The organism is Actinoallomurus sp. NPDC052308, assembly GCF_040679195.1.
GTDB classification, from domain to species: domain Bacteria; phylum Actinomycetota; class Actinomycetes; order Streptosporangiales; family Streptosporangiaceae; genus Actinoallomurus; species Actinoallomurus liliacearum.
Genome location: NZ_JBFAUM010000002.1, coordinates 564,841 through 584,706, shown reverse-complemented (window position 1 = coordinate 584,706; position 19,866 = coordinate 564,841). Strand labels below are relative to the sequence as shown.

General features: G+C 72.8%; 20 protein-coding genes. 11 read left to right on the top strand and 9 right to left on the bottom strand.

Annotated elements, in window-relative coordinates:
* Positions 1-209: 209 nt before the first annotated feature.
* Positions 210-1,601: a gluconate:H+ symporter gene (locus AB0L00_RS08770; protein WP_364430354.1), complete on the top strand. Its 1,392-nt coding sequence runs from the start codon at positions 210-212 to the stop codon at positions 1,599-1,601.
* 211 nt (positions 1,602-1,812) lie between these two features.
* The gene (locus AB0L00_RS08765) at positions 1,813-2,613 is read left to right on the top strand and encodes a transglycosylase family protein (protein ID WP_364430351.1); all 801 of its coding nucleotides are present in this window, start codon (positions 1,813-1,815) and stop codon (positions 2,611-2,613) included.
* A gap of 525 nt (positions 2,614-3,138) precedes the next feature.
* Here AB0L00_RS08765 and AB0L00_RS08760 read toward each other — a convergent pair.
* On the bottom strand, positions 3,139-3,546 hold the full coding sequence (locus AB0L00_RS08760; protein WP_364430348.1) for an STAS domain-containing protein: 408 nt from the start codon (positions 3,544-3,546) through the stop codon (positions 3,139-3,141).
* 184 nt (positions 3,547-3,730) lie between these two features.
* Between AB0L00_RS08760 and AB0L00_RS08755 the strand changes: the two genes are divergently transcribed.
* Positions 3,731-5,905, top strand: coding sequence for a hypothetical protein (locus AB0L00_RS08755; protein WP_364430346.1), 2,175 nt, complete (start codon positions 3,731-3,733; stop codon positions 5,903-5,905).
* Between the two features lie 91 nt (positions 5,906-5,996).
* Positions 5,997-7,046, top strand: coding sequence for a hypothetical protein (locus AB0L00_RS08750; RefSeq protein ID WP_364430343.1), 1,050 nt, complete (start codon positions 5,997-5,999; stop codon positions 7,044-7,046).
* A gap of 100 nt (positions 7,047-7,146) precedes the next feature.
* Here AB0L00_RS08750 and AB0L00_RS08745 read toward each other — a convergent pair whose 3' ends face one another.
* On the bottom strand, positions 7,147-7,569 hold the full coding sequence (locus AB0L00_RS08745; RefSeq protein WP_364430340.1) for a MarR family transcriptional regulator: 423 nt from the start codon (positions 7,567-7,569) through the stop codon (positions 7,147-7,149).
* A gap of 85 nt (positions 7,570-7,654) precedes the next feature.
* Between AB0L00_RS08745 and AB0L00_RS08740 the strand changes: the two genes are divergently transcribed.
* The 3 genes from AB0L00_RS08740 (at position 7,655) to AB0L00_RS08730 (ending at position 9,853) form a co-directional block, all read left to right on the top strand.
* On the top strand, positions 7,655-8,293 hold the full coding sequence (locus AB0L00_RS08740; protein ID WP_364430337.1) for an MBL fold metallo-hydrolase: 639 nt from the start codon (positions 7,655-7,657) through the stop codon (positions 8,291-8,293).
* 181 nt (positions 8,294-8,474) lie between these two features.
* A complete protein-coding gene (locus AB0L00_RS08735; RefSeq protein ID WP_364430334.1) occupies positions 8,475-9,608 on the top strand; it encodes an inorganic phosphate transporter in 1,134 nt (377 codons plus the stop codon).
* On the top strand, positions 9,605-9,853 hold the full coding sequence (locus tag AB0L00_RS08730) for a hypothetical protein (protein WP_364430332.1): 249 nt from the start codon (positions 9,605-9,607) through the stop codon (positions 9,851-9,853). Before AB0L00_RS08735 ends, AB0L00_RS08730 begins: the two co-directional genes overlap by 4 nt.
* Positions 9,854-9,933: 80 nt before the next feature.
* Here AB0L00_RS08730 and AB0L00_RS08725 read toward each other — a convergent pair whose 3' ends face one another.
* The 5 genes from AB0L00_RS08725 to AB0L00_RS08705 all read right to left on the bottom strand — a co-directional run bounded on the left by AB0L00_RS08725 (position 9,934) and on the right by AB0L00_RS08705 (position 13,759).
* On the bottom strand, positions 9,934-10,359 hold the full coding sequence (locus AB0L00_RS08725) for a hypothetical protein (RefSeq protein ID WP_364430329.1): 426 nt from the start codon (positions 10,357-10,359) through the stop codon (positions 9,934-9,936).
* A complete protein-coding gene (locus AB0L00_RS08720; RefSeq protein ID WP_364430326.1) occupies positions 10,356-11,516 on the bottom strand; it encodes a molybdopterin-dependent oxidoreductase in 1,161 nt (386 codons plus the stop codon). Before AB0L00_RS08720 ends, AB0L00_RS08725 begins: the two co-directional genes overlap by 4 nt.
* A complete protein-coding gene (locus tag AB0L00_RS08715; RefSeq protein WP_364430323.1) occupies positions 11,486-12,100 on the bottom strand; it encodes an SAM-dependent methyltransferase in 615 nt (204 codons plus the stop codon). The genes AB0L00_RS08720 and AB0L00_RS08715 overlap by 31 nt, the downstream gene beginning before the upstream one ends.
* A gap of 49 nt (positions 12,101-12,149) precedes the next feature.
* Positions 12,150-12,854: a TIGR04282 family arsenosugar biosynthesis glycosyltransferase gene (locus AB0L00_RS08710; RefSeq protein WP_364430320.1), complete on the bottom strand. Its 705-nt coding sequence runs from the start codon at positions 12,852-12,854 to the stop codon at positions 12,150-12,152.
* Positions 12,855-12,946: 92 nt separating this feature from the next.
* The gene (locus tag AB0L00_RS08705; protein ID WP_364430317.1) at positions 12,947-13,759 is read right to left on the bottom strand and encodes a glycosyltransferase family 2 protein; all 813 of its coding nucleotides are present in this window, start codon (positions 13,757-13,759) and stop codon (positions 12,947-12,949) included.
* Between the two features lie 93 nt (positions 13,760-13,852).
* Between AB0L00_RS08705 and AB0L00_RS08700 the strand changes: the two genes are divergently transcribed.
* The 4 genes from AB0L00_RS08700 to AB0L00_RS08685 all read left to right on the top strand — a co-directional run bounded on the left by AB0L00_RS08700 (position 13,853) and on the right by AB0L00_RS08685 (position 18,224).
* Entirely contained in the window at positions 13,853-15,526 is a 1,674-nt protein-coding gene (locus AB0L00_RS08700; protein ID WP_364430314.1) for a hypothetical protein, read from the top strand.
* The gene (locus AB0L00_RS08695; RefSeq protein WP_345354798.1) at positions 15,523-16,218 is read left to right on the top strand and encodes a response regulator transcription factor; all 696 of its coding nucleotides are present in this window, start codon (positions 15,523-15,525) and stop codon (positions 16,216-16,218) included. The genes AB0L00_RS08700 and AB0L00_RS08695 overlap by 4 nt, the downstream gene beginning before the upstream one ends.
* Positions 16,215-17,342, top strand: coding sequence for a HAMP domain-containing sensor histidine kinase (locus tag AB0L00_RS08690; protein ID WP_364430312.1), 1,128 nt, complete (start codon positions 16,215-16,217; stop codon positions 17,340-17,342). Before AB0L00_RS08695 ends, AB0L00_RS08690 begins: the two co-directional genes overlap by 4 nt.
* A gap of 129 nt (positions 17,343-17,471) precedes the next feature.
* The gene (locus AB0L00_RS08685; protein WP_364430309.1) at positions 17,472-18,224 is read left to right on the top strand and encodes a cupin domain-containing protein; all 753 of its coding nucleotides are present in this window, start codon (positions 17,472-17,474) and stop codon (positions 18,222-18,224) included.
* 104 nt (positions 18,225-18,328) lie between these two features.
* Here the strand turns inward: AB0L00_RS08685 and AB0L00_RS08680 are convergent, their stop codons facing one another.
* On the bottom strand, positions 18,329-19,315 hold the full coding sequence (locus AB0L00_RS08680; RefSeq protein ID WP_364430306.1) for an NAD-dependent epimerase/dehydratase family protein: 987 nt from the start codon (positions 19,313-19,315) through the stop codon (positions 18,329-18,331).
* Between the two features lie 88 nt (positions 19,316-19,403).
* Entirely contained in the window at positions 19,404-19,847 is a 444-nt protein-coding gene (locus AB0L00_RS08675; protein ID WP_364430303.1) for a MarR family transcriptional regulator, read from the bottom strand.
* Positions 19,848-19,866: the final 19 nt, after the last annotated feature.

Genomic DNA, 19,866 nt, shown 5'->3' with positions numbered 1-19,866 from the left:
CGTGATCGCTCCGGCGGACCGGGGTACCGTCAGCGAGTAAGCCCAGTTCAACCCATAAGCCCAGTTCACCCCCTAAATTCCAGTTCAGGTCCCGAGCCCAGTCCAACCTCTAAGCCCCAGTTCAGCCCCCAAGCCCAGTCCAACCTCTAAGCCCCAGTTCAACCCCCGCCGGCACCGCCGGCCTGCCCAACCCCCCTGGAGGTCAGGCCTTGGTCCCCCTCACCCACCTCGCCGACGCGGCACCCCCGCCGATCACCTCGGCCGGGCACGCTCAACTACTGATCGCCGTCCTCGTGGGCATCGCCGTGATCGTCGTGCTCATCACGGCGTTCAAGGTGCACGCCTTCCTCTCCCTCACGCTCGGCTCGCTGGCGCTCGGAGCGGTCGCGGGCGCCCCTCTGGACAAGGTGGTCGACAGCTTCACCAAGGGGCTCGGCAGCACCGTCGCCAGCGTTGGCGTGCTGATCGCCCTCGGCTCCATCCTCGGCAAGATGCTGGCCGACTCGGGCGGCGCCGACCAGATCGTCGACACCATCCTCGCCAGGGCGAGCGGCCGGGTCATGCCCTGGGCGATGGTCCTGATCGCCGCTGTCGTCGGGCTGCCGCTGTTCTTCGAGGTCGGCATCGTCCTGCTGATCCCGGTGGTGCTGCTCGTCGCCAAGCGCGGGAACTACTCGCTGATGCGCATCGGCATCCCGGCCCTCGCCGGCCTGTCGGTCATGCACGGCCTGATCCCCCCGCACCCCGGACCGCTCGCCGCGATCGGCGCCGTCCACGCCGACCTGGGCGTCACGCTGGCGCTGGGCATCCTGGTCGCCATCCCGACGGTGGTGATCGCGGGCCCGGTCTTCTCCAGGTACGCGGCGCGGTGGGTCGACGTCCCGGCCCCCGATCGGATGGTGCCGCAGCCGAACGCGGAGGAGACGGGGCGGCGTCCCGGCTTCGGCGCGACCCTCGTCACGGTGCTGCTGCCGGTCGCGCTCATGTTGATCAAGGCGTTGGTCGACATCGTGATCGACGACCCGAAGAACATGACCCAGCGGGTCGCCGACGTGATCGGTACCCCGGTGATCGCCCTGCTGGCCGCCGTCATCCTCGCTCTGTTCACGCTGGGCCGCCCCGCCGGCTTCACTCGTGAACGCCTCTCGTCCGTCGTGGAGAGCTCCCTCGCGCCGATCGCGGGCGTGCTCCTGATCGTCGCTGCGGGCGGCGGTTTCAAGCAGACGCTCGTCGACATCGGCGTGGGTCAGATGATCGTCGACTTCTCCAAGCACTGGTCGATCCCGGCGCTGGTCCTCGGCTGGCTGATCGCGGTGGCCATCCGGCTCGCCACCGGTTCGGCGACCGTCGCGACGGTCTCGGCGGCCGGCCTGGTCGCCCCGCTGGCGAGCGGGATGTCGAGCTCCCACACGGCGCTGCTGGTGCTGGCGGTCGGCGCGGGCTCGCTGTTCTTCAGCCACGTCAACGACGCCGGGTTCTGGCTGGTCAAGGAGTACTTCGGGTTGAGCGTCGGCCAGACCGTCAAGACCTGGTCGCTGATGGAGACGATCATTTCCGTCGTCGCCTTCGTCCTCGTGCTCCTCCTGTCGCTCGTCATCTAGTCCGCTGATCGGCGCTGCCGTCCCCGTGGTCTGAGGGGCGGCAGCGCCCGCGTGGTTCAAGGCCGAGCGGTGCCCGCGTGGCTTTTGTGGCGGGTAGCGGCTGTCGGTGCTGGCTGATCGATATCGGGATGAAATTCGTCGCTTGTGGCGAATGCGGTCGTACGCTCCGCTATGGTCTGGCCGGTACGGGGGCTGCCGATACGGAGGAAATGTGCGCCGTTCCCTGTTGGTCACTGGTCTGACGATGCTCGCGATCACCGCCTCGGCCTGTGGAGGCAAGGCCGGTGACGGCAAGAAGGATGCGGCGGCGGTCGCGCCGCGCGACGCGGCGGTGAAGCCGACGGCGACGCCGATCAAGGTCGTCGTCCTCGTCGACCGCAAGAAGAAGGCCGAGACGATGACGACGGGGGCGACCGTCCGTGACGTCCTCGCCCAAGTCGGCATTCAGCTTGGCAGGTACGACCTGGTCACGCCCGCCGTGGACGCCGCTCCGGCTCCGACGATCAAGGTGCTGCGACTGTTGTCCGCGCCCAAGACCACCAAGGTCGTGATCCCGGCGCCGACGGTCGAGAAGAAGGACGGCAAGCTCCCCGCCTTCAGCCGGAAGGTGACCCGGGCGGGCCGCTCCGGCTACAAGATGGTCACCACCGCGTACGTCCGGCGGCACGGCAAGAAGGTCAAGGCCGTCATCGACCAGAAGGTCAAGCGCAAGCCGGTGTCGCAGATCATCGCGCTCGGCCCGCAGCCGAGCGGCGTCGGGTCGGCCGCCCGCCTCAACTGGGCGGGGCTGGCCAAGTGCGAGTCGGGCGGCAACCCGCGGGCGGTGAACCCGGCCGGCTACTACGGGCTGTACCAGTTCAACCGGCAGTCCTGGGCGACGGTCGGCGGGTCGGGACTGCCGAGCGACGCGCCGGCGGCCGAGCAGACCTACCGCGCGCAACTCCTCTACAACCGGGTGAACGGCCGCTGGCAGGGCCAGTGGCCGAACTGCGGCCACTACCTGTTCAGCTGAGGAAGTCATACGGGCGGGGCGCCGGGGTAGCGCCCCGCCCGTGATGGGGGGATGGGGGCTTTCTGCGGGCGAGGCGCAGGGGGAGCACCCTGCCCGTGAGGGGGGAGATGGGGCTTTTATGGGCGGGGCGCCGGGGGAGCACCCCGCCCATAACCGGGGGATGGAGGCTTCTTATGGGCGGGGCGCCGGGGGAGCGCCCCGCCCATAACGGGGATGGGGGTTTCATGGGCGAGGTACGGGGGAGTACCTCTCCCATAACCGGGGGAAGGGGACTTCCTCCGGGCGGGGTGCGGGGGAGCACCCCGCCCGTAATGGGGGAAGGGGCAAGCTTGGGCCGCGACATGCGCAGAGCAAGAGGGAGCGACCCGGTACGGGTCTGAAATTTTTGCCACCTGCGCGGGCGGGCGCCGAGAGCCGGCCGACGGGAAGACCGCCGGCGCCTTCACGACGCATGAATGAAGCTATTTGGGGTATGCGGGCCCGTCAACACAGGTCTGTCGACAATGTCGAACAGATCATCCCAGGTCAGCGAGGTTCCGGGACCGAGGCCATGTACAGCAGCCGGTCGAGGTCGACCACTCGCATGAGGCGGCGCAGCCGATGGCTCGGCCGGGCCAGCGTCAACCGGCCACCCGTCCGGCGGGCCTCATTGGCGCACCGCACGAGAGCGCCCAGCCCCCGCGCGTCGCAGAACGCCAGGCCGGCGGCGTCGATCACCACGTCGGGTCCGTGGCTGAGGATCACGGTGAGCACCAGCTCCTCGAAGGCGTCCGCGCCGGCGAGGTCGAGTTCGCCGCGCAGCGACACCACCGGCGCCGCTCCCGGGCCCACCTGAACGATCGCCTCCAGCAGCGGTCCGAGGCTCTGCCGGTTCTCCCGTACGGTCACGGCCCGGTTGGAGGCGGACGGACTCGTGAGCAACTCTTCCGCCATGGGATTCCCCCGCTTACGGATCGGCGGAGCCTGGCGCGCCCCTGCCTTCGGGCGCGGGCGCCGGATCGCCGTCCCACGGCTCTCCGCCTGACTAAGAGCATGCTCGCCGAGTGGAGACGGGAGGCGCTAGGGCCGAAGGTCCCACGAAGTGCGATCGGCGCATGATGCCCCTACGCTGGCCGCCGTGCCGGAAATGATCGATTATCGGCGGTTCGCCGAGCGGCTGCGACGGGTGATGCCGCGGTGGGACGACCGCGATCGTATGACGCCCGCGGAGTTCGCCGAGCATCTGGCGGACACCGGCCCGAGGTGGGAGCTGCTGCGCGCCTTCCAGGAGGAGTGGGGATACGAGCCGCCCGGCGGCGAACCCCGCTGGCCGCGCTGGTCGGAGTCCGAGCATCACGCGTACGTACGCCGTCTCAAGGCCGAGTGGACCGGCGAGGAGGACGACGAGTTCGCCGGCGTCGACCTGAAGCTGCCGATCCCGGCGGCCCTGGACGAGTGGTGGGACCTGCCGTTCAACTCCTTCACCTATCGGCCTCGGCTGTACTGGACGAACCCGGAATGGCCGCCGACGGTGCGCCCGGACCCCACCGGATACGGCGTCTCCGACGGGCTGCCGCCGGGCAACCCGTTCGTCGGGCCGGACGACGACCATCGGGTCTGCGTGTTCAAGGCGGAGTACGAGTACTGCAACGAGTGGGGCTATCTCGCCGCCGAGGCCGCGCTTCCCGACCCGAAGGTGCTGGTCAGCGTCGGGGAGGGCTGGGCCGTGCAGGCGCGGTCGATCTCGGAGTTCTTCCTGCAACTGGCCGTCATGCGGCTGCCCGGGCACTACGGCTGGAGTGTGTGGCCGGACGACCCGGAGCCCGACCTGGTGGACCGGATCCGGCGCGACTTCCCGGAGCTCGGCCTGCTGCCCTGGCGTGAGCTCGGCGCCAGGACCGTCGCCTACGGCGCACCTGACGCGATCATCTATCTCGACGACGGGGACGCCGACTTCACCCTCCTTGTGCACGGCCGGACCCGTACGGCTCTCGAGGACCTGGCCCGTACGCTCGGCGTCGACTGGGTCGACGACATCCGATCCCCGGAGGCCGACCAGCCGGACCAGGCCGAGCCGGCCGAGCCGGCGGGCCCGGAGCCGCTGTCCCTGCGCGCCGGCGAGACCGACGTCGACGGACGGTGGACCGTCGAAAGCGTCTCCGACCAGTCGTTCGCCGCTCCGGAGCTCGAGCCCCCGGCGGTGCTGAGCGGCGCCGACCGGCCGGCCGGGCTGACGGTCTGGGCCGCCGACCCGGCCGTCGGCGTCGTCGCGGGCGACCAGGCGGGCGGCCTGCACCTCTGGCCGACCCCCCGACCGGACGATCCGGCGGATGCGGGGACCCTGGCGGATGCGGGGGGCCCAGCGGACGCGGAGGCACCTGCGGATGCGGGGACCCGGGCGGATGCGGGGATCCCGGCGGATGCGGAGACCCCGGCGGATGCGGGGGCCGCGGCGGTTCTGCTCGGTCCTGCCGCGCACGACGCCCCGGTGACCGCGATCGCCTGCCGGCACTTCGACGGGCCGGGTGGCACGGTGGTGAGCGGGGACTCGTCCGGTCTGGTGAACGTGTGCGCGCCCGGTAGCGAGGACCCGGAGGTGATCGGCCTCTGGCGGCGCGACGGCACGGTGGTCGCGGTCGGCCTCGAATGCCTGGAGACGGGGCCGGCGATCGTCGCCGCCTGGAGCACGGGGACCGTCCGGGTGTGGGACTACGGTTCGGGCCTGACCGCGACCCTCGACCTCGGGTCGGGCATCGAGGCGCTCACCCTGGACCCGGAGGGCACCCTGACCGTCGGCGGAGCCGGCGGGATCGCCACCCTGCGCCTCGACCTCGAACGCCTGTGGCCGAAGCGGGACCTCAACGCGTACCTGCTCCGGATCGACTGGGAGGAGATCGAGGGCGCGCGCGGTCCGGCCACCGAGCTCCCGGAACGGATCCGCGCGGCGGCGTCCGCCGACGCCAAGACCGCCGTGGTGGCGCTGGCGGACCTGCGCGTGGCTCTGATCAAGGACGGAAGGGTCTTCCCGGCGACCGTGGTGGCCGTTCCCTTCCTCGTCCTGATGGCCACCGACTCGGAGAACCGCGTCCGGATCCCCCTGCTGTCCCTGGTGACGGATCTCGCGCGGGCCGTTCCCGGTCCGGTCGCCGCGGGAGAGCGGCCCGAAGAGTGGCCCGAGCACGTTCGTTCCACGATCGTGACCCTCCTTCCCGCCGTGGCCGAGCTGCTGGACGACACCGACCCGGGCGTGCGGCAGGCGGCCGAACGGCTGCTGTCGGAGTTCCCCGACCAGGAGCCCGATTCATCGCATTAGGGCGTAATTCTCCGAGAAGTAACGAACAGGTGAACCAAAGGATCATGTCCGGCGTCCTCTTCGAGAAAGCGAAAGGGCGAGAATGCGACGAATGATCGTGGGGGTCGGCGCGGCTGCGCTGGCCCTTGGAATCGGCGCCGGCACGGCGCACGCGGCCACTCCGACGTGGCAGGTCACCCAGACGACGAAACTGCCGGGCGACGACGTCCTGAGCGACGTCACCGTCGCGCCGACCGGGAGCACCTGGGCGGTGGGCAAGCGGTCCGTCAGCGGCAAGACGCGGCCGGTCGTCCAGCACCTGTCCGGGACGACCTGGAAAGACGTGAAGCTCCCCGCAGGCTGGTCGATGCCGTTGAACGTCGTCGACGCCTCGTCGAGCAAGAGCGTCTGGGCGTTCGGCAGCGAGGACGGCTCGGTCGTGCACTGGAACGGCAAGAAGTGGACGTCCGCGAAGTTCACCGGCGGCTTCCGCGCGACGGACGCCGACGTGGTCAGCGCCTCCGACGTATGGGCGGTGAACGGCGGTACCACCGCCCGCCACTGGAACGGCAAGAAGTGGACGAGCGTCAAGCTCCCCGCCCACATCGGCACCGTGCACGCGGTGTCCGCCAAGAACATCTGGGCGGGCGGCTCGAGCGGCGACAAGGCCGTGGTGGCCCACTGGAACGGCAAGTCCTGGAAGGTCGTCAAGACCGTCTCCCTGGCCAAGCCGGAACCCGACGCGACCACGTCCTTCGCCGACATCACCGTGTCGGGGAAGAACGTCTGGGCGGTCGGCTCGCAGTCGTGGTCCTGCGGCGAGGACGGCGACGACGTCTGCTACAAGCCCCTGGCGCTGCGGCTGACCGGCACGAAGTCCAAGTCCTTCGTCGCCACGAAGGGCGTGGGGTACACCAAGGCCGCAGCCGACGGGTCGGGCGGCCTGTGGATCCTGCAGGGCGCGTGGAACCCGGCGCTCGTCCACGTCACGGGTGACGCGTTCGCCTCCTCGGCCGCGCCGCGCCCGGCTGGACACGACGTCAACCTGACCGCGCTGGCGAACCGGGCGGGCACGAAGACGGTCTGGTCGGTCGGCGGTTCGTTCCCCCAGGGCGACCCGGACGACCCGACCGGCGACGGCGTCTACGTCCGTAACGGCTGAGCCGCCACACCCTCCGTACGGGCCCGGGACCCACGTCCCGGGCCCGTATCGCGTTCCGGGGCCGGTGGGGCCGGGCCCTCCCGTGAGCCGGGTCGGCGGGTCAGCGGTCGGCCAGGCGGGCCAGGAGGGCGACCGCGCGGGCCAGCTCCCGCCGCTCCTCGGGGCTGAGCTCGCTCGCCATCGCCTCGGCCAGCCAGCCGGCCCGCCTGGTCCGCTGGCTCCGCAGTTCGGCGCGGCCCGCGTCGGTGATGGTGAGCAGGGTCTTGCGGGCGTCGCTCGGGTGCGGGCCGGGGGCGATCAGGCCGAGGGTGGTGAGCTGCCCGACCGTACGGGCCATCGACTGGTGCCGCACCCGCTGCCGGTCGGCCAGCTCGGCGGTGGTCATGGGGCCTTCCCGGTCCAGATGGCCCAGAACGGCGGCCTGGGGCGTGGGCGGGTCCTCCGGGCTGCGGGCCCGGCGCACCAGCCGTCCGACGACCAGTCGCAGCTCATGGGCGACCTCGTTGACGTCCACCTCGTCCACATCGAGGACTCTACAGCCGTGCTGTATATTCGGCGTTGATATACAGCTTGGCTGTACAAAATCCGGAAGGAAGGGACGTCGGCCCATGCGACTGACGAAGCTGGGGCACGCCTGCATCAGGATCGAGAAGGACGGCACGACGCTGGTGGTGGACCCCGGCGGGCTGACCGGACCGGGCGCGCTGGAGGGCGCCGACGCGGTGCTCATCACCCATGAGCACTTCGACCACTTCGACGAGGCCGCGCTGCGCGCCGCGCTCGACTCGTCGCCGGGGTTGCGGGTCTGGACCAACGGCGCCACCGCCGCCAAGCTCGAGGGCCTGGGCGGCCGGGTCACGACCGTCGGCCACGGCGACGCCCTCGAGATCGACGGCATCGGCGTCGAGGTGTACGGCGAGTGGCACGCGGTCATCCACCCGGACATCCCCCGTGTCGGCAACGTCGGGTTCCTCGTCGACGGACGCGTCTTCCACCCGGGCGACGCCTTCACCCTGCCGGAGCGGCCGGTCGACAGCCTCATGGTGCCGATCAGCGGCCCCTGGCAGAAGGCCGCCGAGGTCGTCGACTACGTCCGCGCGGTCAAGCCGAATCGTGCGTTCTCCGTGCACGACGAGGTCCTCAGCGAGATCGGCAAGACGGTCGTGAACGGCCTGCTCGGGGAGAACGGCCCGGGGACGGGAACGGCGTACGAGCGGCTCTCCCCGGGCGACACGGTCGAGCTCTGATCCGCCGCGCGGAAGGCGGAGATCCGCCGTGCGGGAGGCGGCGGGCCCCGCCTCCCGCACCGGCCTTCGCGTCATCGTCGTCGTCTTCCGGCTCGGGCGTTCCGAACGGTTCACGGCGTGTTCAGCGGGTGAACCTACGCTTCGCTGGGTACGTGGGCCGCCGGACAGAAGGCGGGATCGAATGGGCGACTGGTCGTTCCTCGTAGTGGCCGTGGTGCTCACGGCCTTGGCTTTCGACTTCACCAATGGCTTCCACGACACCGCGAACGCGATGGCGACCTCCATCGCGACCGGTGCGCTGCCTCCTCGGATCGCGGTGGCGATCTCCGGCGCGCTCAACCTGGTCGGCGCGTTCCTGTCGACCGAGGTGGCCAAGACCATCTCCGGCGGCATCGTGGACGACTCGCTCGTCACACCGGCGATGATCTTCGCGGGCCTCGTGGGCGCCATCGTGTGGAACCTCGTGACCTGGGTGTTCGGCCTGCCGTCGAGCTCCTCCCACGCGCTGTTCGGGGGACTCATCGGGGCCGTCTGGGTGGGCGCCGGAGTGAAGGGCGTCCACTTCTCCGTGGTCACGGAGAAGATCCTCATTCCCGCCCTCGCCTCACCGCTGATCGCGGGCGTGGTCGCGGTGGCGGGGACCTACCTGGCGTACGTGATCACCCGGCGTGGCCGGCAGGAGGAGGTCACGCGGGGCTTCCGGGCCGGGCAGATCGCCTCCGCCTCGCTGGTGTCGCTGGCGCACGGCACCAACGACGCCCAGAAGACGATGGGCGTCATCACCCTCACGTTGATCTCCGCCGGTGTGCTCTCCCACGGCTCCGGGCCGCCCTGGTGGGTGGTCACGATGGCCGGGCTGGCGATCGCGCTCGGCACGTACGTCGGCGGCTGGCGGATCATCCGCACGATGGGCCGGGGGCTGGCCGACATCCAGTCTCCGCAGGGGTTCGCGGCCGAGACCTCCGCGACCACCGTGATCCTGGCCTCCTCCCACCTGGGGTTCGCGCTGTCGACGACGCAGGTCTGCTCCGGCGCGATCCTCGGCGCGGGCGTCGGCCGCCGGCTCGCGGAGGTGCGCTGGAGCGTCGCGGGCCGGATGGTCCTCGCGTGGGTGTTCACCCTGCCCGCGGCCGCGACGGTCGGCGGGCTGGCCGCGGCGGTGGCGCAGCAGGGCACCGCGGGGATCGTCGTCGTCCTGGTCGCGGCGATCGCCGTCGCCACCGCGATCTACGTGGTGTCCCGGCGGAATCCGGTGCACGCCGCGAACGTCAACGACCAGCCGACCACGGCGGCCATGTCACCCTCCGCCGTGTGAGAGGCAGCGCGATGAACATCAAGTGGAGCGCCCTCGGGGAGGTGGCCGTCGTCGCCTCCGCCGTCGGGGTGTCGATCGTCGTGATCTTCGCGGTCGGCGTCCTCGCCTGGTCGGTGCGCCCGACCGCGGGCACCGGCCGGGGCCGGGACGGCGCGCTCAGCGCCGTCGCCGCCGGGCTGTGCTTCCTGGCGTGCGCGCTGATCGTCTGTTACGGCATCTACCTGGTCGTCCCGCAGTTCCACTGACCGGACGGCGAGCGGCCGCCGCCGCCTCGATCCGGAACCGGTGGGGCGGGAGGCCGCCCTTTCCCGGTCCGGGACCGCCCTCACCGTGACCGGCGGGACCGTCCCCGCCTGAGCCGTGCGGAGTGGAGCGCCACGGCCACGGCGCCCCCCAGGCCGATCAAGCCGAGGATCACCGCGAGGTGGACCCCGTACGCCTGGGGGAGCCGCGACGGGTCCCCGGCCCGGCGGCCGAGCCCCAGCACCATCGGCAGCGCCACGGCCGAGACGGACGCCGCGAGCACCAGCGACGCGCGGATCGGCCGGCGGTACGACGCCGGCAGCCGCCCGGTGAGCAGCACCACGCAGAGAACGAGCGGAGCCAGCAGCAGGTCGTGAACGAGCGCCGCGCCCGCGAACCAGACCAGCCAGCCCACCGGATGAGTGTCGGCGGCGTCGCGCAGCAGCCCGACGCCGCCGACGCCGATCAGCGTCGCGCCGGCACCGTAGGCGATGAGGCGTCCTCTCATGACGTGTGCACCACCAGCCGGGCGATCCACTTGGTCTGCAGCACACCGGGGCGGTCCGGGGCGATCAGCCGACAGGGGTACCCATGGTCGAGCGACAAGGGCTCGCCGTTCAGCTCCAGGGCGAGGAGCGTGAGTTCGTCGTGCCAGTGCGGTGGGTCGACCTCCGAGACGCGGTACCGTCCGCCCGCCTCCAGCGACTCCACCCGGACCCGCGCGCCCGCGTCGACGCCCGCCGCGTGGAGGACGTCGCGGAGCCGTACCCCGGCCCAGGTCGCCTCCGCGCTCCACCCCTCGACGCACGTGATCGGCAGTCGTACGGCGTGCCGTGGCATCGCCCGCAGCTCGGTGAGGGAGAGGGACAGCTCGCGGGCCACGTCGCCGGTGACGACGAGCCGCCAGGCCTGGTTCCGGGTGACGCCGGCGGCCGCCGCCGTCTTGTTCACCGGCAGCCGCTGCGGCCCGACACCCGGACGGCGCGGGGCCAGCAGCGCGAGCCCGCCGAGCGGGGTGAACGTCTCCCCGACGGTCGTCAGCCCGACCAGCCCGCACGCTCCCGCGACGGTGGCGAGGAACCCTCGGCGCGAGGGTCCCACGGGACGCGCCCCCGGACCGCCCCGTGACGCGGCCGGGCGCAGGCCGCGTACCTTCGCCCATTCGTTCGCGACATGGACGATCAGCGCGCCGAAGACGATGTAGGCCGTCCAGTAGTGCGCCGCCGTGAAGAAGAACGGGAACGGATAGAAGTACGCGATGTTGAACAGCCCGGTGACGAGCTGGAACAACGCTCCACCGACGAGCGGAAGCACCAGCGCGCGTTCGAGCGCGTGCCCGGCCGAGCGCACCGGCGGCCACTGCCACAGCTTCGGATAGACGGTCCACAGCTTGGCGAGCAGCAGCGGGATCGTGACCAGACCCCCGATCACGTGCGCGCCCTGGGTGAGCCGGTACAGGCCGACCGGCCGCGACGGCCAGACCGCCCATCCTGGTGGATGCTGCATGAAATGGCTGATCAGCCCGGTCACGAACGCGACCGTGAAACTGACGCCGAGCCACACGCCGAGCCACGCGGCGGTCCGCTCGTCCCGTTCGTCGCGCTCGCGCGCGGCGGATCGCCCGATGGCAGTGATCAGCCGAGCGGGGTCAGGTCGGCGAAGCACCGCCCGGCCTCCGTCCACACCTCGGCCACCCGCAGGCCGGCCTCCGCCGCGTACGCGCCGATCGCGTCGCGCGCGACGTGCGACCAGCGGAACCAGTCGCTCACCTGTCGCGCGTCGCGGAGCCGTACCCACTCCGTACGCGTCGCCGCGCCGAGCTCGGCGATCGCCCGACCCCGCCGATGCAGGAGCGCCTCGACGCGGCGCAGCAGCGCGGCCGGGTCGCCGCCGATGCCGATGTTGCCGTCGGCGAGCAGCACCGTCTCCCACCGCCCCGCGCCCGGGACATGGTCGAACACGTCACGGAGCAGGGCCAGCCCGCCCGCCGCGCGCGTCATCTCGACGGCGTACGGCGTGACGTCGATGCCGAGCGCGGGCAGCCCGCGCTCGGCGAGCGCGACCGTGAGCCGACCCGGCCCGGACCCGACGTCGAGCGTCGGCCCGGCGCACCGGTCCAGCAGGGCGTCGTCGCCGGGCCGCCCGTCGCACCACTGGTCCACCGGCAGCCGCTCCCGCCGCCCGTCGGCGTGCTCGAGCTGTACCGACCCGAGGCCCGCGAGCGATCCTTCGTACAGCCCGCCGATCATCGCGTGGCTCCCTGGGTGGGGGCGGCCGCCGGGCGTCCGGCCCGGCCGATCATCGCGTGGCTCCCCGGGTGGGGGCGGCCGCCAGGTGCCGCGCCTGGCCGATCGCCGCCAGCGTGGCGGCGAACCGGGTGCCGGGCGCCTGCTCCGCCACCCGTACGGCGTCGGCCGCGGTGTCCACGTCGGTCAGCGTGTCGAGGGTCGTGACCCGCAGGCCGCGCAGCCGGGCGCGCTGACGGGCCCCCGTGTCCGCACGGGACATCGGCACGCCGAGGAGCAGGCGGGGATCGGGCCGCCGCAGGCCCAGGAGCCAGAATCCGCCGTCGGCGGCGGGGCCGAACACCGCGTCGCCGTCGTCCAGGCTCCGGGCGGCCCAGCCGAGCTCCGCCGGGGTGACCTGAGGCGTGTCCATACCGACCAGGACCGCGGGCCCGTCCGTCTCGGCGAAGGCGTTCGCGAGCCGTTCGTCCAGCCCGCCGCCGCGCTGCGGGATCACCTCGAACCCGTCCGGCAGCCACCGGCCCGGCCGACCGGCGAGGACCAGCACCCGCCGCGCCGCCGGGGTCGCGGCGACGGCGGCGAGGGTGTCGGCCAGCGCCGCCTCCGCCAGCGTCGCAGCCTGGACGGGCGTGTACGGCGGTGTCAGCCGGGTCTTGACCCGACCGGGCACCGGCTCCTTGGCGATCACGAGCAGCGTCGTCGCGCCCCCGAATACCGCCTCCCGGCCCGTCCCGCCGCCGTCGATGGGAGCGGTCACCCCACCGTCGGCGGGAGTTGTGATCCCGGCTCCGACAGGAGTGGTGGCTCCATCTCCGACCGATGTGGTGATGCCGTCTCCGGCCGGCGCGGTCATATGGCCTCCAGTACGCGCCGCATGTCACGGACGGCCTGGAGCGTGCCGCGGATCGTTCCGGTGACCTTCGACCGGCCGGTACGGGGGTGGTAGGCGACGTCCGTCTCGGCGATCAGCCAGCCCCGGGCACGGGCGCGCAGCACCATCTCCAGCGGGTATCCGGATCGCCGGTCGGTCAGGTCGAGGTCGAGGAGACGGGTCCGCCGGGCCGCCCGCATCGGGCCGAGGTCGGTCAGGCCGGCGCGGCGCGCGACGATGGCGTTGCCGAGCCGGGCGTGCGGCGGCCAGGCGCGAAACGACACCGGCCGCCGCCGGCCCAGCACCAGATCCGCACCGACTTCGCCCACGCGGTCTTCGGCCACCCACTCCGCGCCCACGCGCTCAACGCCCACGCGCTCAACGCCCACGCGCTCAACGTCCACGCGCTCAACGTCCACGCGGTCCGCGTCCGTGCGGTCCGCCCGGACACGGGCCGCGTCCGGGTGGTACGCGTCCGAGCGCCGCGCGTCCGGGGCGGCGTCCGTCAGCAGTCCGACGACCTTGGGCAGGTCGGCAGGGTCGAGCGAGGCGTCGGCGTCCATGAAACAGACGATGTCGGCGGTCGCGGCCAGCAGCCCGGCATGGCAGGCGGCGCCGAAGCCGCGGCGCGGCTCGTGGACGACCAGCGCGCCGTGGGCTTCGGCGACCTTCGCCGAGCCGTCGGTCGAGCCGTTGTCGACCACGATCGGGCGATGGCCCTCGGGCATCCGCGTCAGCACCCACGGCAGGGCGGCGGCCTCGTCGAGGCAGGGCAGTACGACGTCGATCATGTCGATGACGCTACGCCGGGACCCCCGCGGACAACCCTTACGGAGTGATGACGTGTACGGCGCGTACCCCCTGGTCAGCTCTAGTGTGAACACGTGATCAGCTTCAGCGCGCCGATGCGGTCGCCGAGCCGGAAGGGGCGTTCCGCCAGGCCATCCGCGGACGTGGAGCAGGCTCCTCGAGAGGCCGTCGCGGGGCCGAGCGGGGCTCTCGGCGGGTCCGCCGTGGAACTGGACCAGGCTCCTGGCGGGTCCGCTGCGGAGGGGGACCGGGCTCCCGGGCGGTTCGACGAGGGGCCGGGGCGGCATGCCCGGACGGCGCTCGTGGTCTGGGCCGGGATCATCCTGGTCGGGTTCGCGGTGGGGGCCGTTCTGCGGGCCGCCGGGCACCTGCCGGTGGACCGGCTCCCTCCGCTGCACGCGGCGCCGCGGCTGCTGCTCGGCCCGTTGCTGCCCGCGGCGGTCGTGGCGCTGGTCGCGGTCGCGGTCCTGCCGGTCGCGGCGCGGCGCCTGCCCTGGGGCGCGGTGCTCGTCGTCGCGTGGCTCGGGTCGGCGCTGTGGGCGGCGGTGCTGCAACTGCCGGACGGCCTGGCCAGGCCCCTCACCGCGCCGACCGAGTACCTGGCCGGCCTGCCCGCCGTCGGTGATGACCCCCTGCGCTGGCTTCGCGGCTTCACACGGGACATGCAGGCGTACCCCACGCACGTCAAGGGCCACCCGCCCCTGCCCACCCTCATCCTCTGGGGGCTCCGGCACGCGGGCCTGCGCGACGCGGGCTGGGCGGCGGCCCTCGTGATCGTGGTGGGCGGCTCGGCCTCCGCCGCCATCGCGGTCACCGTTAGAAGGCTGGCCGGTGCCGAGACGGCTCGCCGCGCGGTCCCGTTCCTCGTCCTCGCGCCGACGGCCCTGTGGGTCGCCACCAGTGTGGACGCCCTGTTCCTCGGCGTCGCGGCCTGGGCCGTCGCCTTCGTCACCGTGGCCGCCACGCGCCCCGCCGTACCGCCCGCCGCATGGTCCGCCGCGCCGCCTGCCGCAAGGGCTGCCGGGGCGCCCATCACAGGAGCCGCTCGGCCGCTCGCCACGCGCCCCCCTGGGTCGCCCGTCGTACGGTCCGTCGTGCAGTCCGCTGCGGGGCGTGCCGCCGGACAGGATGGAAGAGGGCTCGCCGTCGCGTTCGCGGGCGGGGTGCTGCTCGGCTCGCTGCCGTACCTGAGCTACGGGCTGCTGCCGCTGTTCGCGCTGCCACTGGCCGTCCTGGTGCTGACGCGACCGCCGCGCCCGGTCCTCGCCGCTCTGGCCGTCGGTTGCGTGGTCGTTCCGGCCACCTGCACGGTCGCGGGATTCTCCTGGTTCGCAGGGGTCGCGGGGACCCATGCCGCCTGGGCGGTGGGCGGGGGAGCTCGCGCGCGGCCGTACGCCTACTTCCTGCTCGGGGACCTGTCCGTGCTCGCGCTGCTGGTCGGCCCCGCGACCGCGGCGGCCCTTCCGGCGGTGCTCGGGCGCGCGGTCGCGCTCGCCCGTTCGATGGTCCGCCGCACGGGCCCGGTCGATGACGGGCGACTCGGCTGGCCGGTCGCCGCCGCGCTGATCGGGATGGTCGCCCTCGACCTGTCCGGCGTGACGCGCGGCGAGGTCGAACGGATCTGGATCCCGTACGCGGCCTGGACGACGGTCGCGTGCGCCGTTCACCGCCCGCCGGCCCGTACGCTGCTTCTCGCACAGGCCGTCACCGCGCTGTTGATCCAGGCACTCGTGAGGTCGCCGTGGTGAGATCCGAGACCGGGCGCGTGCTCGTGGTGGACGACGATCCGACCGTCGCCGACGTCGTGTCCCGCTATCTTCTCCGCGACGGGCACGAGGTCGTCTGCGTCGCCGACGGGCACGCGGCGCTGCGCGCCGCCGAGGAACGGCCCCCGGACCTGGTCGTCCTCGACCTCATGCTGCCCGGCATCGACGGTCTGGAGGTGTGCCGGCGGCTCCGCGAACGCTGGCCGGTGCCGATCGTCATGCTGACCGCGCTGGGCGAGGAGACCGACCGGCTCATCGGCCTGGAGACGGGCGCCGACGACTACGTCACGAAGCCGTTCAGCCCGCGTGAGCTGGCCCTGCGCGTGAAGTCGGTCCTGCGCCGGGCGCGCGGCGCGCTCGCGCCGACCGGCGAGACGATCACCGACGGCGACCTGACGGTGGACGCGGCCGCGCACGAGGTACGGCTCGGTGGCGAGGAGGTCTCGCTGACGGCACGGGAGTTCGACCTGCTGGCGTTCCTGATGCGCCATCCCCGGCAGGCGTTCACCCGCACGGACCTGCTCCAGAAGGTCTGGGGCTGGGAGTTCGGCGACTCGTCGACGGTCACCGTCCACGTCCGCCGGCTGCGAGAGAAGATCGAACAAGACCCCACCGCGCCCCGCCGGATCCTCACCGTCTGGGGCGTCGGCTACCGATTCGAGCCGCTCACATGATCCCTTTCAACGCGTTCGTCGAGGTGGTGGCGTACGCCGCCGGTGCCGCGCTGCTCGTCGGCGCGGTCGGAGTCTCGGCGCTGTACGCGCTGCGCGGGCGGTCCATCACCGCCCTGCTCGCCGTGGTGTCGGCCGCGACCGTCCTGGCCACGGTGGCCGGCATCGTGGCGATCACCCTGAAGATGCTGATCAGCGACCACGACCGGTCCGTCGCGCTCACCGTCACCGTGATCGGCGGGCTCGTCGGGCTCGGGGTGTCGCTGCTGCTCGGTCGCCGGCTCATCGGGGGCACCCGGTCGCTCCTGGTGTCCGTACGGGCGGCGGGGGAGGGCGGCCGGTTCGGCCCGCCGGAGCGCCGGCTGCCCGCCGAACTCGCCGAGCTCGGCGCGGAGCTGTCCGCCGCGTACGAGCGCCTCGACGCGGCCCGCGCCCGCGAACGCGCCCTGGAGAGCAGCCGTCGTGAACTCGTCGCCTGGGTGAGTCACGACCTGCGCACCCCCTTGGCCGGGCTGCGGGCCATGGCGGAGGCTCTGGAGGACGAGGTCGTGGCCGACGAGGTCACCGTCCGCCGGTACCACGCGCAGATGCGGGCGGAGACCGACCGCCTGACCGCGATGGTGGACGATCTGTTCGAGCTGTCCCGGATCCACGCCGGCGCGCTGCGGCTGTCCCGGCAGCGGGTCGGCCTCGGCGACCTGGTGTCGGAGACGGTCGCCGGGACCGAGCCGCTGGCTCGGGCGAAGGGCGTACGGCTGCGCGGGCAGGCCGAAGGCGTCCTGCCCGTGGAGGTGGACGCCGCCGAACTCGGCCGTGCCCTGCGCAACCTCGTCGTCAACGCGATCCGGCACACGCCGGAGGACGGGGGCGTGGAGATCGTGGCGGGCGCCGAGGAGGGGATGGCGTACGTCACGGTGTCCGACGCCTGCGGCGGGATCCCGGACGAGGACCTGCCACGCCTGTTCGACGTGGCGTTCCGCGGGGAGGCCGCGCGCACGCCCGGCGGCGGGGCCGGTCTCGGCCTGGCCATCGCCCGTGGCATCGTCGAGGCGCATGCCGGCGAGATCGGCGTCTCGAACGCGGGCGCCGGCTGCCGCTTCGTCGTCCGGCTCCCGCTCGGCGCCTGATCAGGAGGCTCCGTCCCGAGTAGCGTCGACGGGCCTGAGCGCCGAAGCCCTCTGTACCTACTAGTATGTACACGCGTTTAGCGATCACGCGCCGTCTACTACCGACGGCCGAAGGAAGGTCACGACATCATGCGCATAACCCGCAGCTCCGCCACGGGCGCCGCCGCTCCGGCCCAGTGGTTCACCGGCGACGCCTGGATCGAGCCGGTCGCCGAGCCCGAGGGAGGGGCGCGGACTCAGATCGACAGCGTCCGCTTCGCCCCCGGCGGCCGCACCGTGTGGCACCGTCACCCGCTCGGGCAGGTGCTCGTCGTCACCGAGGGCACCGGGCGGGTGCAGCGCCGCGGCGGGCCCGTCGAGACGATCCACGCCGGCGACACCGTGCACATCGCACCCGGCGAGTGGCACTGGCACGGCGCCGCCCCCACCGTTCCCATGACCCACCTGGCCATCGAGCCGATCCCGGACGACGGCGCGGCTCCCGAGACCGGCGCCCCGGTCACCGACGGCGAGTACCGCGACGGTCACCTCGCCGACGCCGAGGACATCCCGCCGATCACCCGCTCGGTGCTGCTCGACCAGCTCCTGCCGGCACCGCGGAGCACACACCGGGTCGAGGTCCGGCGCATCACGATCGCACCCGGCCACGCGGCCGGGCTGCATGTGCACAACGGCCCGGTGTTCGGCAGCATCGAGAAAGGCTCGGCGGTCTATCAGATCGACGGCGAGGCGGCCTCCGTACTCGGCCCCGGAGACGTGTTCTACGAGCCCGAGGACGTCCGTATCGCGCGGTTCGACGCCCAGGACGAAGGCGTGACGTTCCTCGGGTACTTCCTTCTGGGCGCCGACGAGACAGCCGCGATCGAGTTCCTCGATTCCTGATCACCCGCTGGGCGAAAGACTCGGCGAACCGCCGCGCCCGGGTGGGGCGTACCGGGGCAGAGCGCCTCCGGCGGCGGGAGTTCACCGAGTCTTCGGAACGGGGCTCAGGGGCGGGTGGCGAACTCGGCCATGCCGTCCTCGAAGGAGACCGTGGAGCGGAAGCCGAGCTCCGTGCGGGCCCGGTCGGGCGCCGCGACGATGTGGCGAACGTCGCCCAGCCGGTACTCACCGGTGACGGTCGGGGCCGGCCCGCCGTACGCCTCGGCGAGCGCGACCGCCATCTCCCCGACCGTACGCGGCTCGCCACTGGCGATGTTGTACGCCCGCAGTTCACCGAGGCGCGGCCCGGCCGCCTCGAGCGCCAGGAGGTTCGCGCGGGCGACGTCGCGGACGTGGACGAAGTCGCGGCGCTGCCCGCCGTCCTCGAAGACGCGCGGCGCCGCGCCGCGCTCGAGGGCCGAGCGGAAGATCGCGGCGACCCCGGCGTACGGGGTGTCGCGCGGCATTCGAGGGCCGTACACGTTGTGGTAGCGCAGTGCCAGCACCGTCCCGCCGGTGGTCCGGGCCCACGACGCCGCGAGGTGCTCCTGGGCGAGCTTGGAATCGGCGTAGGCGTTCCGGGGGTCGACGGGCGAGTCCTCGCCGACGGTGCCCGGCGTCAGCACCGCGCCGCACAGCGGGCAGCGCGGCTCGAATCGCCCCGCCGCCAGGTCCTCCTCGGCGCGCGGTCCGGGCCGTACCCGGCCGTGCGCCGCGCAGTCGTAGGCGCCCTCGCCGTACACGACCATCGACGAGGCGAGGACGAGCCGCCGGACGCCCGCCCCGGCCATCCCGGCGAGCAGAACGGCCGTGCCGAGGACGTTCGCCGAGGCGTACGCGGGCAGGTCGGAGACGTCGACGCCCAGCCCGACCTTGGCGGCCTGGTGGCAGACCGCGTCGACGCCGAGGAGACACCGCGCGACGGTGACGGCGTCGCGGACGTCCTCGCCCGACCGCAGGTCGAGCAGGCGCACCTCGTGGCCGTGCGCCCGGAACTCCTCGATGACGTGGGATCCGATGAACCCGGCGGAGCCGGTCACGAGTACGCGCATGTCCGCACGCTAACCGCGGCCGGGCGGCCCGATCGGGGACGGCGGCGAGCCGTCCGCATTCCGTAAGAATCACCGCCCGCGCGGGTGGTCAGGCGGCGACCTCGGCGCCGAGGTTGCCGGCGATCCTCTCCAGGAGGTCCATGAGGGTGTCGTAGTCCTCCGACGACAGGCCCTCGACGACGCGGGCGCGCGCGGCGTACATCCGTTCGCGCGCGCGGGCGTACGCGTCCCGGCCGGCGTCGGTGAGCGTGAGGTCGCCCTCGCCGCTCCGGGACACCCATCCGCGCCGGGCCAGGTCATCGACGTACGGCCGGAGGGTGGGCTCGTCCGCCGAGAGGAACGGCGCGAGCTCTCGGTCCAGGTCGTCCGGGCCGACCGGACCCCTCGCGATCGTGTTGAGCACCTGCCAGAGCCGCCGGTCGAGCCCCTGCTCGGCGAGGACCCGGCGGCCCATCTCCTCGATGCGGCGATCGATCTCCTTCACCCAGTAGCCGAACGGGCGGTGCTGCCGGACGCCGGGACGCTGCTGCATCACAGTCTCACTTTCATGT

Bases quoted from the DNA above. Each gene is read 5' to 3' on its own strand.
- AB0L00_RS08760 (WP_364430348.1), bottom strand. From the start codon at position 3,546: ATGGCGGAAGAGTTGCTCACGAGTCCGTCCGCCTCCAACCGGGCCGTG.
- AB0L00_RS08750 (WP_364430343.1), top strand. From the start codon at position 5,997: ATGATCGTGGGGGTCGGCGCGGCTGCGCTGGCCCTTGGAATCGGCGCC.
- AB0L00_RS08740 (WP_364430337.1), top strand. From the start codon at position 7,655: ATGCGACTGACGAAGCTGGGGCACGCCTGCATCAGGATCGAGAAGGAC.
- AB0L00_RS08735 (WP_364430334.1), top strand. From the start codon at position 8,475: ATGGGCGACTGGTCGTTCCTCGTAGTGGCCGTGGTGCTCACGGCCTTG.
- AB0L00_RS08725 (WP_364430329.1), bottom strand. From the start codon at position 10,359: ATGAGAGGACGCCTCATCGCCTACGGTGCCGGCGCGACGCTGATCGGC.
- AB0L00_RS08715 (WP_364430323.1), bottom strand. From the start codon at position 12,100: ATGATCGGCGGGCTGTACGAAGGATCGCTCGCGGGCCTCGGGTCGGTA.
- AB0L00_RS08705 (WP_364430317.1), bottom strand. From the start codon at position 13,759: ATGATCGACGTCGTACTGCCCTGCCTCGACGAGGCCGCCGCCCTGCCG.
- AB0L00_RS08690 (WP_364430312.1), top strand. From the start codon at position 16,215: ATGATCCCTTTCAACGCGTTCGTCGAGGTGGTGGCGTACGCCGCCGGT.
- AB0L00_RS08685 (WP_364430309.1), top strand. From the start codon at position 17,472: ATGCGCATAACCCGCAGCTCCGCCACGGGCGCCGCCGCTCCGGCCCAG.
- AB0L00_RS08680 (WP_364430306.1), bottom strand. From the start codon at position 19,315: ATGCGCGTACTCGTGACCGGCTCCGCCGGGTTCATCGGATCCCACGTC.
- AB0L00_RS08675 (WP_364430303.1), bottom strand. From the start codon at position 19,847: ATGCAGCAGCGTCCCGGCGTCCGGCAGCACCGCCCGTTCGGCTACTGG.